The organism is Lichenicola cladoniae (genome assembly GCF_013201075.1).
GTDB lineage: Bacteria > Pseudomonadota > Alphaproteobacteria > Acetobacterales > Acetobacteraceae > Lichenicola > Lichenicola cladoniae.
In genome coordinates this window covers 624,775-641,556 of sequence record NZ_CP053708.1, presented here as the reverse complement: position 1 = coordinate 641,556, position 16,782 = coordinate 624,775, and the positions used below count along the sequence as shown (strand labels likewise).

17 protein-coding genes and 1 pseudogene are annotated in these 16,782 nt (G+C 64.8%); 9 read left to right on the top strand and 9 right to left on the bottom strand.

The genetic code is table 11. The annotated features are described in order from the left end of the window. Positions 1 to 77: 77 nt before the first annotated feature. Positions 78 to 248, bottom strand: a complete 171-nt coding sequence (locus HN018_RS02750) for a DUF6726 family protein (RefSeq protein WP_171836486.1) — start codon at positions 246 to 248, stop codon at positions 78 to 80. Positions 249 to 323: 75 nt separating this feature from the next. Further along, positions 324 to 578 carry a hypothetical protein gene (locus tag HN018_RS02745; RefSeq protein ID WP_171836487.1) on the bottom strand — a complete coding sequence of 85 codons (255 nt, stop codon included), beginning with the start codon at positions 576 to 578 and terminating at the stop codon, positions 324 to 326. Positions 579 to 811: 233 nt separating this feature from the next. On the opposite strand from HN018_RS02745, the gene HN018_RS02740 reads away from it, so the two are divergent. Beyond that, the gene (locus HN018_RS02740; RefSeq protein ID WP_171836488.1) at positions 812 to 1,705 is read left to right on the top strand and encodes an SDR family oxidoreductase; all 894 of its coding nucleotides are present in this window, start codon (positions 812 to 814) and stop codon (positions 1,703 to 1,705) included. A 108-nt stretch (positions 1,706 to 1,813) separates the two neighbouring features. Here HN018_RS02740 and HN018_RS02735 read toward each other — a convergent pair whose 3' ends face one another. Further along, complete coding sequence (locus HN018_RS02735; RefSeq protein ID WP_171836489.1) at positions 1,814 to 2,194, bottom strand: hypothetical protein; 381 nt, start codon at positions 2,192 to 2,194, stop codon at positions 1,814 to 1,816. Between HN018_RS02735 and HN018_RS02730 the strand changes: the two genes are divergently transcribed. The 8 genes and pseudogenes from HN018_RS02730 (at position 2,181) to HN018_RS02695 (ending at position 10,252) form a co-directional block, all read left to right on the top strand. After that, positions 2,181 to 2,570 (top strand): DUF4331 family protein, encoded by a 390-nt coding sequence (locus HN018_RS02730; RefSeq protein WP_171836490.1) that lies wholly within the window; start codon positions 2,181 to 2,183, stop codon positions 2,568 to 2,570. The genes HN018_RS02735 and HN018_RS02730 overlap by 14 nt on opposite strands. A gap of 24 nt (positions 2,571 to 2,594) precedes the next feature. Continuing rightward, positions 2,595 to 3,355 (top strand): IS5 family transposase gene (locus HN018_RS02725; protein WP_239478966.1). Its coding sequence is split into 2 segments (ribosomal slippage): positions 2,595 to 2,928 and positions 2,928 to 3,355, totalling 762 coding nucleotides; the frame shifts between segments, so codons are not numbered across the junction. A gap of 3 nt (positions 3,356 to 3,358) precedes the next feature. Next, positions 3,359 to 4,354, top strand: a complete 996-nt coding sequence (locus tag HN018_RS02720; RefSeq protein ID WP_171836846.1) for a DUF4331 domain-containing protein — start codon at positions 3,359 to 3,361, stop codon at positions 4,352 to 4,354. Positions 4,355 to 4,401: 47 nt separating this feature from the next. Further along, entirely contained in the window at positions 4,402 to 5,688 is a 1,287-nt protein-coding gene (locus HN018_RS02715) for a tetratricopeptide repeat protein (protein WP_171836833.1), read from the top strand. Further along, on the top strand, positions 5,685 to 6,830 hold the full coding sequence (locus tag HN018_RS02710; protein WP_171836832.1) for a HupE/UreJ family protein: 1,146 nt from the start codon (positions 5,685 to 5,687) through the stop codon (positions 6,828 to 6,830). The genes HN018_RS02715 and HN018_RS02710 overlap by 4 nt, the downstream gene beginning before the upstream one ends. A gap of 292 nt (positions 6,831 to 7,122) precedes the next feature. Then, positions 7,123 to 7,428, top strand: coding sequence for a hypothetical protein (locus tag HN018_RS02705; RefSeq protein ID WP_171836732.1), 306 nt, complete (start codon positions 7,123 to 7,125; stop codon positions 7,426 to 7,428). Positions 7,429 to 7,572: 144 nt separating this feature from the next. Then, positions 7,573 to 8,742, top strand: a pseudogene (locus HN018_RS02700) (iron-containing alcohol dehydrogenase). Between the two features lie 121 nt (positions 8,743 to 8,863). Beyond that, the gene (locus HN018_RS02695; protein WP_171836831.1) at positions 8,864 to 10,252 is read left to right on the top strand and encodes an MFS transporter; all 1,389 of its coding nucleotides are present in this window, start codon (positions 8,864 to 8,866) and stop codon (positions 10,250 to 10,252) included. A gap of 6 nt (positions 10,253 to 10,258) precedes the next feature. Here the strand turns inward: HN018_RS02695 and HN018_RS02690 are convergent, their stop codons facing one another. The 6 genes from HN018_RS02690 to odhB all read right to left on the bottom strand — a co-directional run bounded on the left by HN018_RS02690 (position 10,259) and on the right by odhB (position 16,780). Continuing rightward, positions 10,259 to 10,753 (bottom strand): metallophosphoesterase, encoded by a 495-nt coding sequence (locus tag HN018_RS02690; RefSeq protein ID WP_171836830.1) that lies wholly within the window; start codon positions 10,751 to 10,753, stop codon positions 10,259 to 10,261. Positions 10,754 to 10,792: 39 nt separating this feature from the next. Continuing rightward, positions 10,793 to 11,773 (bottom strand): aldo/keto reductase, encoded by a 981-nt coding sequence (locus HN018_RS02685; RefSeq protein WP_171836829.1) that lies wholly within the window; start codon positions 11,771 to 11,773, stop codon positions 10,793 to 10,795. A 16-nt stretch (positions 11,774 to 11,789) separates the two neighbouring features. Continuing rightward, the gene (locus HN018_RS02680; protein WP_204259733.1) at positions 11,790 to 12,503 is read right to left on the bottom strand and encodes a pyridoxine 5'-phosphate synthase; all 714 of its coding nucleotides are present in this window, start codon (positions 12,501 to 12,503) and stop codon (positions 11,790 to 11,792) included. Between the two features lie 5 nt (positions 12,504 to 12,508). Beyond that, a complete protein-coding gene (pdxA, locus tag HN018_RS02675; RefSeq protein WP_171836827.1) occupies positions 12,509 to 13,495 on the bottom strand; it encodes a 4-hydroxythreonine-4-phosphate dehydrogenase PdxA in 987 nt (328 codons plus the stop codon). Positions 13,496 to 13,572: 77 nt separating this feature from the next. Further along, complete coding sequence (gene lpdA, locus HN018_RS02670) at positions 13,573 to 15,426, bottom strand: dihydrolipoyl dehydrogenase (RefSeq protein ID WP_171836826.1); 1,854 nt, start codon at positions 15,424 to 15,426, stop codon at positions 13,573 to 13,575. 52 nt (positions 15,427 to 15,478) lie between these two features. Beyond that, positions 15,479 to 16,780, bottom strand: coding sequence for a 2-oxoglutarate dehydrogenase complex dihydrolipoyllysine-residue succinyltransferase (gene odhB / locus HN018_RS02665; RefSeq protein WP_171836825.1), 1,302 nt, complete (start codon positions 16,778 to 16,780; stop codon positions 15,479 to 15,481). Between the last annotated feature and the right edge of the window lie 2 nt (positions 16,781 to 16,782).

The following is a 16,782-nucleotide window of genomic DNA, read 5'->3' as shown; positions in this document are numbered from 1 at the left end:
CTTCACTGCCGGCGTTGATGTTCGCCCGGAACGGCCGCGTGCTTGACCAGGAAGGTCGCGACCGATCGATACGATTCCTATGGATCGATCGCCGCCGCGCACCCGTTGGTCGGCGTCGCCAGGACATGCCCGGCGACCGGAATGATATCGAGCCCGGCCGAGGCGATGCGACATGGAGCTGCGAACAGGCCGCAGCCCCCGAGGCAAAGCAGAAGGCCGACTGTCAGGATCGGTTTGTAGACTGTCATAGTGCAGCCTAGCTCATCCCGGTCGCCGGGGAGAGCCAGGACGTCGCCAAGCTGCACACGGCAGGGGTGCGGTCGCTACCCGACCACGCCTTGATCGTCATCCAGAGCGACAGCCTCGACCGCGTGCGCCAGCGCATGGTTCAGCGGTTCACCCGTGTGGTGGTTGGCCTCCTCGAACACATGGGACGGGAGGTGACGCAGGAAATCGGCAATCGCGGACCGGGCGATCTCGAGGTCCGACGCGCCGTGCTGACGCAGGCGGCCAACCTCGTCACGCGCCTCGTACAAGGCAGCCTGGATATCGGAGGTGTTGTCTGGCTGGCTGGGCAAGGGCTTGTCCTGGACATGGAGCTCGATACGCGGCGCTGCGGCGGGTGCAGGCCTTGTGTCCGGTCGTCGCCGCGCAGCCATGGACCCTGAGTCAGTTCGGCTCGGCCGCCTATAGCAAAAACTGGTGAAGCCTTCTCCCGGCTGCATCCCGGCCGGCACCGAGCCGTTGCAGCGCGCAGGATCACCGGGAGGCGTTGCCCGACATTCGCCGCCCGCAGCCCCTACGGAGCGCCATGACCCCCGACGATACCATTGCCGACCCCAGAGCTGCCGGTGCGCATTCACCCTCGTCCGGCGACCAGCAGCAGCCCGCCCCTGGCCTGACCTCGAAGATGGATCCACCGCCCGACCACGGTGAGGAGACCTATGTCGGCAAGGGTCTGCTCGTCGGCCGCGTCGCACTTATCACGGGTGGTGACTCCGGGATCGGCCGGGCCGTCGCCATCGCATATGCCCGCGAGGGTGCCGACGTCGCGATCTCCTACCTGCCGGTCGAGCAGTCCGACGCGGAGGACACCGCGCGCTGGATCGAGAAGGCCGGTCGGCGTGCCCTGCTGCTGCCCGGCGACATCCAGGACGAGGCGCACTGCCATGAGCTGGTGGCGCAGACCGTCGCCCGGCTTGGCGCGATCGACATCCTGGTCAACAACGCTGCCCACCAGACGGTCAACAAGGAGCTCTCGGACGTCACCTCGGCGCAGATCGACGAATCCTTCCGCACCAACGTCTTCGCCATGTACTATCTGTGCCAGGCCGCTGTTCCGCACATGAAGCCGGGCTCGGCGATCGTGAACTCCACCAGCGTGCAGACCAAGACCGCGAGCAAGACCATGCTGGTCTATGCCGCGACCAAGGGCGCGATCGCCAGCCTGACCATCGCATTGTCCAACCTGCTGGCACCGCAGGGCATCCGGGTGAACTGCGTCGCTCCCGGCCCGGTCTGGACGCCGATCCAGCCGATCGCCAAGGATCCGGAGGCGCTCGAGGCGCTGGGCAAGGATACCGTCCTGGGCCGCCCGGGCCAGCCGGCGGAACTGGCGCCGGCTTACGTCCTGCTCGCCTCCGCACAGGGAAGCTACATGACGGGCGCCCTGATCCCGGTCACGGGTGGCGCGCCGATGCTTTGAGGCAGAAGCCTCGTCTCAGCAAAGGCGAGAGTAAAGAAACCCTGCCGGATAAAGGCAGGGTTTCACGCACGGCCCGGGCTGTTCGGTCCGCAGTCGGCTCCTGCGCGATCATTCCTCCTGTGTCGGCACGTCCTCGTCGAAGAGCCACAGGACGTCGGAGTCCGACAACCTCATCTCGCAGTTCCGCCGAAGCGTCGCTTCCCGACTATCGCAGAGCCGCAGCTGCTCCTTCCAAAAAACGACCCGACAATCACTAGCCCGTGACACATTACGAAGATTCCATATTTCCTGCATCCAGACCATCGGCTGCCGCGAATAGGGGACGCGTCGCACGAAGTTGCGCCGCACGGCAAATGCCGGACAAACCCGTGTGCGGAGCGTCTTGATGAGATACATCCTCCTTGCAGCCACTGCCCTGTCCATGGCGACCATGATCCGAATGCCGGCCGAAGCATCGAGCCATCGGGAAGCGCCGATGATTGCCGGCATGCCGCGTCTCGACGCATCCGACTTCTATCTGTTCCGGAGTTATGAAAAAGGCCGGGCCGACTATGTAACTATGATCGCGGACTATGTTCCCCTGCAGGATCCGGGCGGCGGCCCGAACTTCTACGATATGGAACATAATGGATACTACGACATCAACCTTGACCAGACTGGTACGGGCACACCTGCCTATGCGTTCCGGTTCAGGTTCTACCCGGTCGTGCGCAACATCACCGTTCCGGTCGGCGGCAAGAACGTGGCAATTGCGTTGATCAACGCAGGCCAGATTACAGCAAGCGATGACAGCGCGCAGAATGTCGGCGAGATCTACACGATCTCACTAGGTTCAGGACCCTTTACGCGGCTCGATGCAGTGTGATTCATAGGGGATTGGAGGTGTCCGATGTCCCGTTTGATCCTGCTTTCCATCGCTCAGATGAACCGGCTCTCGCCACATTTCCCGCGCCCCCGGGGGCTTGCGCGCGTGGACGACCGTCGCGTCGTCAGCGGGATCGTCTACGTGATCCGCAACGGGCTTCAGTGGAAGGACGCCCCAGCGGGATACGGGCCGCACAAGACCCTCTACAACCGGTTCATCCGGTGGAGCCGCCTCGGCGTATTCGACCGGATCTTCGCAGCCCTGGCCGCCAAGGCAGGCGTGCCTGAGCGCCTGATGATCGACAGCACGCATCTCAAGGCACACCGAACGGCCGCGAGCCTGCTTAAAAAGGGGCTGCTCCGCGCTGCATCGGACGCACAAAAGGCGGCTTGAACTCCAAGCTGCACGCCGTCTGCGACGGCGAGGGCCGCCCGGTCATCATGATGCTGACGGAGGGCCAGATGAACGATCACAAGGGTGCCGCTCTCCTGCTTCCAGCGCTCCCCGCCGCGCGTGAACTGCTTGGCGATCGTGGGTATGACAGCGACAAGTTCCGGAATGGTCTGCGAGAGCGCGGTATTGAGCCCTGTATTCCGCCAACAAGGAACCGGAAGGCCCCTCCCGCCTACGACAAGATCCTGTATCGTCAGCGCCATCGCATCGAAAATACCTTCGGTCGCCTCAAGGACTGGCGACGGATTGCCACCCGCTACGACCGATGCGCCCACACCTTCTTCTCGGCAATCTGCATCGCAGCAACCATTACGTTCTGGCTCCCACAATGAGTCCTGACCCTAGTCACCTATGGCGCCAACGGACCTTCGGAAACGCTGCTGAAGGACAAATCGGGCCAGTCGAATTTCCAGAAGCCGGTCGACCGCATCGGCGACAAGTCGATCCCTGACTATCCTGCCTACGCCGCCGCCTTTACCCACGATGTCATTGTTCCAGGTTGCGGGACCGGCCGGGTATTCGTGGGCCAGCGCAAGGACCCGTTCGTTGTCAATCTGGGCGAGACCTTCGATCTGGCCAACTACAAACATCCGGTGGGCGAACAGTATGCCGCCTCGGCACAGGATGATCTGGCCGGCAAGAACGTCACCTCGATCGTCTGGGAGATCAGGAGCGCTTGCCTGACAAATGGGAACGACCCGGTTATCGGCGCCTGGACGACCTCCTATCTCGGCTCCGGGAACAATAATGATATTCACTACAAGCAGGTATCCCGCCTGGCGAACCCGTTGGTCAACGAACTGGTGATCGGCCTCAAGGACAAGGACACGTTCAACATGTCCGTGCCGAAGAACGATGCGCAGTTTGCGACCTATGTCACCAATCCGACTGTACCGGCCCTGATCCAGGCATTGTTTCCGGACGTAAAGGCACCGACGAAAATCCCGCGGACCGATCTCGTCGCGGTGTTCCTCACCGGCATATCCGGCATCAATGCACCGGCTCATCTGACGACGCCATCGGAAGAAATGCGCCTGAACACCAGCATTCCCGTAACCCCCTATGGTTCGCAGAACCGGCTCGGCGTCATAGGCGGCGACAAGGCAGGCTATCCGAACGGGCGCCGCCCTGGTGACGACGTGGTGGATATCACGCTTCGGGTTGCGGAAGGCAGGCTTTATGCTCTCGGCCTCTATGGCAAGCCGAGCGACGCGCCGGCTGGACTTCTCGACCTTACCGACGGCGCCTACACCGATGATACGCACTATCTGAACGTGTTCCCCTACGTGAAGCCGCCGCTGTCGGATTCGCACCAGCCGATCCATGAGTAACCCGACCGAACGCCTATAGCGCCCGAAGACCAGGTGGAGATGCTCGCATGATGGGTGCCAGCCTGACCTCGCAGTGCGAACAACGGCTGTCCGACGATACGCAAGCGATTGCGTATCGTCGACGACGCTGCGTGCGTCGGTATGTGCGATCACTTCTCTTCGCGTTCGCCATTCCGGGCATGGCTCCGGCATACGCAGAACCCCGAATTCCCTCGGGTGACAGTGTAGTCCTTGAACAAGTTCCGGGTATTCACGACAAATCGAGTCTTGCGCTGCGGAAGCTGAACAGTACGCTCGCTCTCGATCGGCACGATCTCGAGCTGGCCCTGAAAGTTGCCCGTCTCGATATCGACCAGTCGCGCAGGCTTGGCGATCCGCGCTTTCTCGGCCGTGCCGAGGCCGCTCTCGCCCCATGGCCGGAAGAGGCGGACCGCACACCGCCTGAAGCACGGCTGCTGCATGCCGTCATCATGCAGAGTAACCATGATTTTGCCGGCAGCATCGAAGCACTCGAGCGTGTCGTTGCCGCTAGGCCCGGTATGGCGCAGGGGTGGCTGACGCTTGCAGCCGTGCATCACGCCCAGGCCAACTATCCGGCCGCCCTGCATGATTGCGGCCAGGTCGCGATCGGTATGCTGGGCCTGGTGCCGGACGTCTGCACCGCGTCGGTGATGTCGCTCGTGGGACGTGCGCCTCTCGCGTTGCATGCTGTCGGTATTTCGCTGGCACAGAACGCGTTGGAAGCGCGTCGGCAGCCCGCCGTGGCGGTGTGGGCACTCTCGATGCAGGCGGAAACAGCAGATCGTATCGGCGACCCCTCGGCCGAGCGGTACTTCGAACAGGCGCTGGCTGTCGACAACAGTGATCCGTACGTGCTCGGCGCTTGGAGCGACTGGTTGCTCGATCATGGCCGACCACAAGACGTCATCCACCTGCTGGCTGATTACACACGGATCGATCCATTGCTGTTGCGGCTGGCGATCGCGGAACAGGCCGCCGGCGACGCTCGCCTTGCAGGCTCGGTGGCGGAATTGGCCACACGCTTCGAGGCAAGCCGGCTGCGTGGGGATACAGTGCATCGCCGGGAGGAGGCACGTTTCATGCTGGTCCTCCAGCATCAGGCCCCGGCGGCGCTCGAGCTCGCGAAGGCGAACTGGACCGTACAGCGCGAGCCTGCCGACGCGCGGATCTTGCTGGAAACGGCCATTGCAGCTCATCGGCCCGAGGCCGCCGGCCCGGTGCAAGCATGGCTGCGTGACAACGGCGTCGAGGATATCAGGCTGAACACGCTGGCGGCGCAGGCAGCCAGCAAAGCCAGGAGGGGCAAAGCATGATGCGTCGCATTCTTCTGGCGCTGGTCGCCATCGTCGGATCAATCGCGCAGGCTGGTGCGCATAGTGCCAGCAGTTCCTATCTAAGGATCAACGTCCACGATCAGGCAATGGATGTTCAGTGGTCGATTGCCCTGCGCGACCTCGATTACGCGATCGGCCTCGATGCGAACGGCAACGGGGCGATCACCTGGGGCGAGCTTCGTCAGAAACGTGACGCTGTCATCGCTTATTCCATGCCACGCCTGACACTCACCGCCGACCGGACAACGTGCACCACGGGCCCGATCACCCTGCTCGCGGACCAGCTGGGCGGGGGCGGCTACGCGGTGCTGCGCTTCGTGGCTGACTGCCGTCACCGGCCGAGCAGTGTCGAGGTTCGATACGGGCTGATGTTCGATCTCGATCCGATGCATCGCGGGCTGCTGAACGTGGTCGTCTCTGGCATCCCGCACGCGGCGGCGCTGTCCCCGGATCATCCGGAAGCACGTTTCGACATTCTGCCAGGCTACGGACAGACGGTGCGGACGTTCTTTGTGATGGGTATCCATCATCTCCTGACCGGCATAGATCACATGCTCTTCGTGACCATGTTGCTGGTGCCGGCGATGTTCCGTCGTCGCGAGAATAGTCACGGAATACAAGCCAGTCTTCTTCCGGTATCGAGCTTTCGCGGGATGTTCCTGGAATCCGTCAAGGTACTGAGTGCCTTCACGCTGGCGCACGGCACCACACTTACCTTGTCGGTGCTTCACATCGTCAGCGTTCCGGAGCGCTTCAGTGAGGCCGGCATCGCGCTCACGATCCTGATCACCGCGTCCGACAACATCTTCCACGTCATTCCCGGTCGCCGCTGGCCATTGGCCTTTCTGTTCGGCTTGGTGCATGGCCTTGGATTCGCGACGGCTCTGGGTCCGCTTGCGTTGCCGCCGGTGGCACTTGGCTTTGCGCTTGTCTCGTTCAACCTTGGTCTCGAGGCAGCGCAGGTCACCATTGCCGCGGTCGTGCTGCCGATCGGCTTTGCATTGCGCAACACCATGATCTACCCGCGCCGGATCATGCCGGGCTTATCTGGTGCCGTCGCGCTGGTCGCTATGGCCTGGTTCACCGACCGTGCGTTCGACCTGGGCCTGATGCCGTTCTAATCGTCGAAGCTGAATTCTTGACGTCTGGACCCGTTTCGGTATAGTATCGTTCTATACTCCATATGCTGCGCCATCCGATCTAGCGTGGCTCAGCCGAGCGCCCTCCCGATAACGCAGTCCGTATGATTTGCGACCGGGGCTGCCGCGACGGCACGATTATCAAATTCCATGAACCGGCCTTGCGGCCAGGTTCTCCCTGTTCCCGCCGACGCTCGTCCCGACCGACGAGCCGTCCGTGTGACCGACGTCATCGCGACGTCATTCATTCCCTGCTGTTTAGGAGTTTCGAACGATGAAATCGTTCCTGTCCAACCTGATCGCACGTTTTGCCGAGCCATCCACCTATGCCGGCCTCTCGGCAGTCTCGCTCGCCGTCGCCGGCGCGCTCGGCCAGAACGGCACGGCCCGTTACGCAGCCCTCACCAGCGCAGCCATCGGCGGAGCCATTGCCATCGCACGGAGCGAAGGCAGTACCTCAGTCGTCCAGACGCTCAATCAGGCGCTGCCGCTATTGCCGCTCGTCGTGCCGGTGCTGGAGCCGCTTCTCGATGCGGTACTGAAGCCATCGACCGCGACTGCTTCTGCTCCAGCGAGCTGACAGCAACGGGCGGAGCCTGGTCTCCGCCCGACCTTCGGTGCCGCGAACCAGCCCCGCACGGGGTCCACCCGCCGCGGCGGATTGACTGCGAGTTGTTCTCTTCCGAACAGGAGGGTTATCGTCGTGCCGGCAAGGGGAATGGCCATGAGAGCGCTCTATCTTCCGGGTTCACTCCGTGTCGGCGGCGGTGCGGTTCGCGAGCTGCCAGGCGCACTCGCCCAACTCGGACTGTCGGCACCGTTGATCGTCACCGATCCTTTTATGGCCGGAAGCGGCGTGCTGGACCGGGTGCTCACATTGTTGCGCGATGCCGGAATGGCGCCACGCGTGTTCGCGGACGTGGTTCCGGACCCGACGGTCGCCTCCGTGCAGGCGGGAATGCACACCCTGCGCGGCGGTATGCAGGACTGCATCATCGGCCTGGGCGGCGGCAGCCCGATCGACACCGCCAAGATGGTGGCGGTTCTCGCATTGCACGCGACCACGCCGCGCTAGCTCAGGTTCCCGCATATGCAGGACACCGCCGGCCTGCCGGTGATCGCGGTGCCGACCACGGCCGGCACGGGGTCGGAAGCGACCCGCTTCACCATCATCAGCGACGCGGAGACACAGGAGAAAATGCTGTGCGTCGGGCTGGCCTACCTGCCCCGCATCGCGATCGTCGATTACGAACTCACCCTGTCGAAGCCCTGGCGGCTGACCGCAGATACCGGGCTCGATGCGCTCACGCACGCGCTGGAAGCCTATGTCTCGAAGCAGGCGAACCCGTTCAGCGATGGGCTGGCGCTCGCGGCGATACGGGCGATCTGGCCCAATATCTCGACCGCATGCACCGAGCCCTCCAACCATGCGGCGCGCGAGGCGATGATGCTCGGCGCGTTGCAGGCGGGCATGGCGTTCTCCAACTCCTCCGTGGCACTCGTGCACGGTATGAGCCGTCCGATCGGCGCGCACTTCCATGTCGCGCACGGCCTCTCCAACGCCATGCTGCTGCCCGCCGTCACCGCATGGTCGATCCCCGGCGCGGACGCACGCTACGCCGAAGCCGCACGGGCCATGGGCCTGGCCGCTCCCGCAACGAGCGACGCGGAAGCGAACCACAGGTTGATCGCGGCCCTGAAAGCAAAGAACGAGGAACTGCAGGTTCCGACGCCGCGCGATTACGGCATCGAGCCCGACCGCTGGACGTCGCTTCTGCCGCTGATGGCGGAGCAGGCGCTGGCCTCGGGGTCGCCCGGCAACAATCCGCGCGTCCCGGAATCGTCCGACATCACCGCGCTCTACCGTGAGATCTGGAAGGCCGGACCGGCTTGATTACGCCCATGCCCGCTACCGAAACCGCAGGCAGCACCCGGTAGGGCCATCATCATCAGCAATCCAGAATTGCGCACGAGGCTGCCATCAGAGCGGACCGTGCCCCAAAGGGAGAGACACCATGGATGCCAATCTGAACCGCGACGGCACAGGCGGCCGAAGCACCAGAATATCGCCCGGCTATCTCGTGCTTGCATCCAGCGTCGGCACGATCATCGAATGGTACGACTTTTTCCTCTACGGCAGCCTGGCGATCGTGTTTTCCCGCCTGTTCTATCCCGGGCACGATCCGGTGGCGGCGATGCTGGTCAGCGTTACCGCGTTCGCCACCGGCTTCGCGGTCCGGCCGCTGGGTGCGGTGATCTTCGGGCATGTCGGCGATCGTCTCGGACGCAAGACGACGTTCCTCGTGACGCTGGTCGTGATGGGCATATCGACCGCGGCGATCGGTCTGCTGCCGACCTTTGCCACCGCGGGCTACCTGGCACCGGTGCTGCTGGTTCTACTTCGCCTGATCCAGGGCATCGCCCTAGGCGGTGAATATGGCGGCGCCAACAGCTATGTCGCGGAGCATGCCCCGGATGGCGCACGCGGGCGCTGGACCAGCTACATCCAGACCATGGCCTCCGGCGGCTTCCTGCTGTCGCTGATCGTGGTGATCGCCTGCCGCTTCGGTTTCGGACAGGAGGCATTCGAACGCTGGGGCTGGCGCATCCCGTTCCTGCTGTCGACGGTGCTGGTGGTGGTCTCGGTCCGCATCCGGATGTCCCTGTCCGAATCCCCGGTGTTCCTGCGCCTGAAGGAAGCCGGCCAGGTCGCCCGCCTGCCGGTCCACGACGCGATCGCGGACCCGATCAATCGCCGACGCATCCTGCTGTTCCTGTTCGGGGCCGCATGCGCGCAGGCGACCACCTTCTACACCGCCCATTTCTATGCATTGTATTATATCGAGAGCATCCTGAAGGTCGATTTCCTGACGGCAACGCTTTCCGTGGCCGCAGGGGTCGCAATCGGCAGCCCGTTCTTCGTGCTGTTCGGAACCGTGTCCGACCGGATCGGGCGCAAGCCGCTCATGCTCGCAGGAATGGCCGCGGCACTCCTGTTCTACGTGCCGATCTTCATGGCGATCCGCAGCGCGGTCACCCCGGCGGGCGTCGATGGGATCAGGATCGCGATCGCGGTGTTCGCGGCGGTCGTGATCTGTGCCGCGATCTACGGACCGTACGGCGCTTTCATCGTCGAGAACTTCCCGAGCCGGGTGCGCTACACTTCGATCTCGATACCGTATCATGTCGGCAACGGCATCTTCGGCGGCTTCCTGCCGATCGTGAGCCTGACTCTGGTGACGGAGACAGGCAATCCGTATGCCGGCCTGATCTATCCGATGGCGTTCTGCGCAGTCGGCTTCGTGATCACGCTGTTCTTCCTGCCCGAAACCTCGCATCGCAAGTTGTCCGACCTGGACGTCCCGCACATGGATAACGCCGCGGCAAGACCACTTCGGTCCTGACACGATCTACGAGGAACCGGTCAGCTCCCGCAGGCTGACCGGCCGGAAGCCACGGCAATCGACGCCGACGTCGAACTGCCGCGGCACCGGCTTCAGCCTTCCGTGCGAGTGGCCATGAAGATTGAGCCAGCCACGGTGCATGTTGCGCCAACTCCGGAACGCGTAATGGCAGAGCACGCAGCCGACGCCGTCCAGCATGAGTTCGGCGTAAGGCTGCACGCTGTGCCAGCCGGACAATGACCGCACCGCATCCGGATCGTTGTTGCCGGTGATCAGGTGCTTGATACCGGCGAGCCCATCCAGCAGCGCCTCGACCCGCTCGGGTGTCGGGCCGACGGCAAAATCCCCGAGATGCCAGACCTCATCGTCCGGACCGACGATGCCGTTCCAGTTCGACGTCATCGCCGCATCCATCGCAGGCACGCTGTCGAACGGCCGGCGATAGAGCCCGCGTGCGCCGCCATGACCAAAATGCGTGTCGGCGGTGAAGAAGACTGCCATCGAAACCGGCGCCGGGATCAGCCGGCGCCAGCAATCGCGTCAGAAGCCGGCGACGGCGTGCGGCACGTAGTCCGCTTCCAGCCGCTTGATCTCGTCGGCGCTCAGCGACAGCGTCAGGGCCGCCAGCGCATCCTGCAGGTGATGCGGCTTGGACGCCCCGATGATCGGCGCGGTGATGCCGGGCTTAGCCAGCAGCCACGCCAGGGACACCGCCGCCCGCGTCGCCCCATGCGCCTCGGCGACTTCACCGACCGCATCGACCACGCGGCCGTCCGCATCCACCGTCGCGTCATACAGCTTGCGCTGGAACGCATCGGTACGGGAGCGGTCGGTGCCGCCGTCGCCGTTCGGCCGGGCCAGCTTGCCGCGTGCGAGCGGGCTCCAGGGAATGACCCCGATCCCCTCCTCGATGCACAGGCCGAGCATCTCGCGCTCCTCCTCGCGATACAGCAGGTTCATGTGGTTCTGCATGCTGACGAACCGGGTCCAGCCATGCTGGTCGGCCAGGTACAACGCCTTGGCAAACTCCCACGCATACATCGACGATGCGCCGATGTACCGCGCCTTGCCCGCCTTCACGACGTCATGCAGCGCTTCCAGCGTCTCCTCGATCGGCGTCTCGTGGTCGAAGCGGTGGATCTGGTAGAGATCGACATAGTCGGTGCCGAGCCGCCTGAGGCTGTTGTCGATCTCGGCCAGGATCGCCTTGCGCGAGAGGCCGCCGCCGTTCGGGTCCTTCCGCATGACGCCGTGCACCTTGGTGGCAAGCACGATCTCGTCGCGCTTGCCGAAATCGTGCAGCGCTCGGCCGACGATCTCTTCGCTCGACCCATCGGAATAGACGTTGGCGGTATCGAAGAAGTTGATGCCCGCCTCGAGCGCCTCGCGAATGAACGGGCGGCTCTGCTCCTCGCCCAGCGTCCACTCATGGTTGCCCCGATTGGGCTCGCCATAGGTCATGCAGCCGAGGCAAAGACGCGATACCTTCAGGCCGGTGCGGCCAAGTCTTGCGTATTCCATCGTATGATCTCCGTTTTCAGCGTGCGGCGTCGATCAACGCCTTCATGTGGCGGACAACCTGCGGCAACCCGTCGAGGATCGCCTGCCCGATCAGGAAGTGACCGATATTTAGCTCGGCGATCTGCTCGATCGCCGCAACCGGGGAAACGTTGGCGTAGGTCAACCCGTGGCCCGCATGCACCTCGATGCCGCGCAACGCTGCCAGCGCCGCGCCGAACCGAAGCCTGGCCAACTCTCCGCGACGCTCCTCGGCATAGGCGCCGGTGTGCAGTTCCACAACCGGAGCGCCGAGCTTCGCCGCAGCCTCGATCTGCACCGGATCCGGATCGATGAACAACGACACTCGTATGCCGGCATCACGCAGGGCCGCGACCTTCGGCGCCAGCGCCTCGATCTGCCCGGCCGCGTCCAGCCCGCCCTCGGTGGTCACCTCGGCCCGTCGCTCGGGCACGATGCAGCAGGCATGCGGGGCATGGCGCAGGGCGATCCCGACCATCTCGTCGGTTGCCGCCATCTCCAGATTGATCGGCGCCGTCAGCGCAGCCAGGATACGTTCCACGTCATCGTCACGGATATGCCGGCGATCCTCCCGCAGGTGCAGGGTGATGCCATCCGCTCCCGCCTCCACCGCGGCCAGGGCCGCCTCGAGCGGGTCCGGATGACGGCCGCCACGCGCATTCCGGACCGTCGCGACGTGGTCGATGTTCACGCCCAATCGTATTGGTGCCATTGCCATCACGCTGTCTTCCGATGTTCCGCAATACTGCCTGCCAGGCGCAACGCCGCGATCAGGCTGGCCGGATCGGCCACACCCTGTCCCGCAATGTCGAACGCAGTGCCGTGGTCCGGAGACGTCCGCACCAGGTCGAGGCCGAGCGTGACGTTCACGCCCTGCGCCATGTCGAGCGTCTTGAGCGGGATCAGGGCCTGATCGTGATACATGCAGACCGCGACGTCGTAACGTGCCCGGGCGGGTGCGGTGAACATCGTATCCGGCGGCATCGGTCCGACCACGTCGATCCCCTGTCCACGCAGCCGCTCGATCGCCGGCCTGATGATGTCGATGTCCTCGGCGCCCATGTGCCCATCCTCCCCGGCATGCGGATTCAACCCGGCCACCGCCAGCCGTGGCCGGGCGATCCCGAAATCACGGCTCAGGCTGGCAACCGTGGTGAGCGAAACCCGCACGATCTCGTCGGTCGACAGACGCTCGATCGCCTCGCGCAGCGACACGTGAATGGTCACCGGAACCACCCGCAGGCTCGGCCCGGCCAGCATCATCACCTCGCGGCCCGACGCATCGGTCAGCGCCGCCAGATATTCGGTGTGGCCCGGATAGGGAAAGCCCGCCTGCTTCAGGACTGCCTTCGCAATCGGATTGGTCACGACCCCATCGACGTCGCCCGCCATCGCCAGCCGAACGGCATCGGCAATGCTGGCGGTGATGGCACCTGCATTCCCGGGATCGGGATGTCCGGGCACCGGCGTGCTGCCCAGTGGAGCAGACACCGCCATGACCGGCAGAGCCTCATGGAACACGGCGCGTGCTTCGGCAATCGATGCCACCGGCCGGATCGTGGCAACGCCATGCGCGATCGATGCGATCCAGTCGGGGTCTGCCAACAATACGAAGCTTGGGCCGCTGCGCCGCAGGGCGTGCCAAGCCCAGAGCGTGATCTCCGGACCGACGCCGGCCGGGTCTCCCATCGTCAGCGCCAGCATGGGGATCTCCGGATTATGGAAGCAGGCCAGGGGCGCTGCCCCTGGACCCCGTCAAAGGCGAGGCCTTTGCAATCCATTTATACGTGGAGTGCGCGGCCTTCGGTTGCCAGGGCGGCTTCCTTCACCGCTTCGTTCAGGGTCGGGTGCGCATGGCAAATCCGCGCTACGTCCTCGGCACTTGCCCCGAACTCCATCGCGGTCGCGAGCTCGGCGATCAGCGTCCCGGCATCCGGCCCGAGAATATGCGCGCCGAGTAGCCGGTCGGTCTTGCGATCGGCGAGTATCTTCACGAACCCGTCGGTCGAGTTCATCGCGCGCGCGCGGCCGTTCGCACTGAACGGGAACTTGCCGACCTTGTAGTCGACACCTTCCGCCTTCAGATCCTCTTCGATCCGGCCGATCCCCGCCACTTCCGGCCAGGTGTAGATCACCGCCGGGATCACCCCGTAATTGACGTGCCCGGCCTGGCCCACCAGCATCTCGGCCAGCGCCACGCCCTCGTCCTCGGCCTTGTGCGCCAGCATCGGCCCGTCGATCACATCGCCGATCGCATAGATACCCGCGACGCTGGTCGCATAATGCCCGTCGGTCTTGACCCGGCCCTTTTCGTCCAGCGCCACGCCGATCTCGGCAAGACCAAGCCCGTCCGTCACCGCACGCCGGCCAACCGCGACCAGCACGATATCGGCCTCGATCGTCTCCGACGTCCCGCCCTTGGCCTTCTCCACGGTGACGACAGCGCCGGCATCGCTCGTCTCGACCTTGATGACCTTGTGCCCGAGCTTGAACTTCATGCCCTGCTTCGACAGGACCCGCTCGAACGCCTTGGCCACTTCGCCGTCGATGCCCGGCACCAGGCGATCCAGATACTCGATCACCGTAACCTTGGCGCCGAGGCGCATCCACACGCTGCCGAGCTCCAGTCCGATCACGCCGCCGCCGATGACCACGAGATGCTTCGGCACGCTCTCCAGCTCCAGCGCGCCGGTCGAGCTCACGATTTGCTTCTCGTCGATGGCAAGGCCGGGCAGCGAGATGCTGTCGCTGCCGGTGGCGATGACGATGCTCTTCGCCCGGAAGCTCTTGGCGCCGCCCTCGCCCGACACCTCGACAGTGTTCGCGGCGGAGATGCGGCCGGCCCCCTTGAGCCAGGTGACGCCGTTCTTCTTGAACAGGAACTCGACGCCCTTGACGTTGGCACCGACCACTTCGGCCTTGCGCGCGTGCATCCGCGCGAGGTCGAGCTTCACCTCGCCGATGATGATGCCGTGCGCGGCAAAACCCGTGGCCGCTTCATGGAAGTTCTCGGAACTCTGCAGCAGCGCCTTGGACGGAATGCAGCCGATATTGAGGCATGTGCCGCCGAGAGTCGCCCGCTTCTCGACACAGGCCACCTTGAGCCCGAGCTGTGCCGCACGCAGCGCACACACATAGCCACCCGGCCCAGAGCCGATGATGATGAGGTCGTAGTCCGTCTCGCCCACCTCGCCCGCCGCCGCTGCCGGCGCGCCGGTCGGTGCGGGCGGGGCCGGTTTCGCGACCTGTGCCGACGAGGCCGGCACGTCTGCCTGGACCGATGCGTTCGCGGACGCGCTCGCCGGCTGCGGCAGGTAGCTGCCGGTCGAGGACGCCGTGTCCGGGGTAGGTGCCGGAGCCGAAGCGGGGGCCGCGGCAGCGACCGGAGCGGTGCCGGAGCCCGCCTCGACAGTCGCCAGCACGGCGCCGACCTCGACTTCCGCGCCTTCCGCAACGGCCTGTGCGCCCAGCACGCCGGCCGATGGCGACGAGACCTCGACACTGACCTTGTCGGTCTCGAGCTCGACCACGGCCTCATCCGCCGCGACCTGCTCGCCGGGCTGCTTCAGCCACTTCGCCACGATCGCGGTGGTGACGCTTTCACCCAGCGTTGGTACCTTGATCTCGATCGACATCGTCATGGTCTCGCTTGGCTTGGTGTCAGAACCCGGTCGGCCGCTGCAGTGCTCAGAGTTCAAGCAGCAGGCGGCGCGGATCCTCCACGCTTTCCTTGAGGCGGACGAGGAAGCTCACCGCCTCCTTTCCGTCGACGACACGATGGTCGTACGACAACGCCACGTACATCATCGGCCGGATCACCACCTGGCCGGCCACCGCGATCGGACGGTCCATGATCTTGTGCATGCCCAGGATCGCGGATTGCGGCGGGTTCAAAATCGGCGTCGACATCAGCGAGCCGTAGATGCCGCCGTTGGTGATCGAGAAGGTGCCGCCGGTCAGCTCGTCGAGCTTCAGCGCACCATCGCGGGCCCGCTTGCCGAAGCCGGCGATCGACCGCTCGATTTCCGCGAAACCCATCTGGTCGGCATCGCGCAGCACCGGCACGACGAGGCCACTCGGGCCGCCGACGGCAATGCCCATGTGCACGAAGTTGCGATAGACGATGTCGTCGCCGTCGATCTGCGCATTGACCGCCGGAAACTCCTTGAGTGCCGAGATGCAGGCACGCACGAAGATCGACATGAAGCCGAGACGCGCACCGTTGTGCTTCTTCTCGAAGGCTTCCTTGTAGTCGGTGCGCATCTTCATCGCAGCGGACATATCCACCTCGTTGAAGGTGGTCAGGATCGCCGCGGTATTCTGCGCATCCTTCAGCCGGCTGGCGATAGTCTTGCGCAAACGGGTCATCTTGACCCGCTCCTCGCGCGGATCGTCGGTGCGCGCCGGAGCCTTGGCAGGCGCGGGCTTTTCGGCCGGTTGCGCCGGACGCTCCAGGAATGCCAGCACGTCGCCCTTGGTGATGCGGCCGTCCTTGCCGGTGCCCTCGCCGACCGTGGACGCCTCGACGCTCTTCTCGGTCATCATCTTCTGGGCGGCCGGGAGCGGATCGTGAGCCGGACGCTGCACATCTGATGGCGGCGTCGCAGGCCGTGCGACCGGACCGCTGGTCGGACGCGGCGGCTGGATGCCACCGGTCTGGCCAGCGGGAGCCGGTGCGGCTGCTGCCGGAACAGCGGGAGCCGGAGCGGGAGCCGGCTTCGCAGCCGGAGACGCTGCCGCTGACCCCGCACCGGCCGCCTCGACCACCGTCAGCAACGCGCCGACCTCGACCTCGGCACCTTCAGCGACTTCATGCGGACCCAGCACGCCAGCCTCGGGTGCCGAGACCTCGACACTGACCTTGTCGGTCTCCAGCTCGACGACGGCCTCATCCACCGAGACCGTCTCGCCGGGCTGCTTCAGCCAGCGGGCGATGGTTGCGCTCGTCACGCTTTCACCAAGCGTCGGCACCTTGATTTCGGCAGACATCG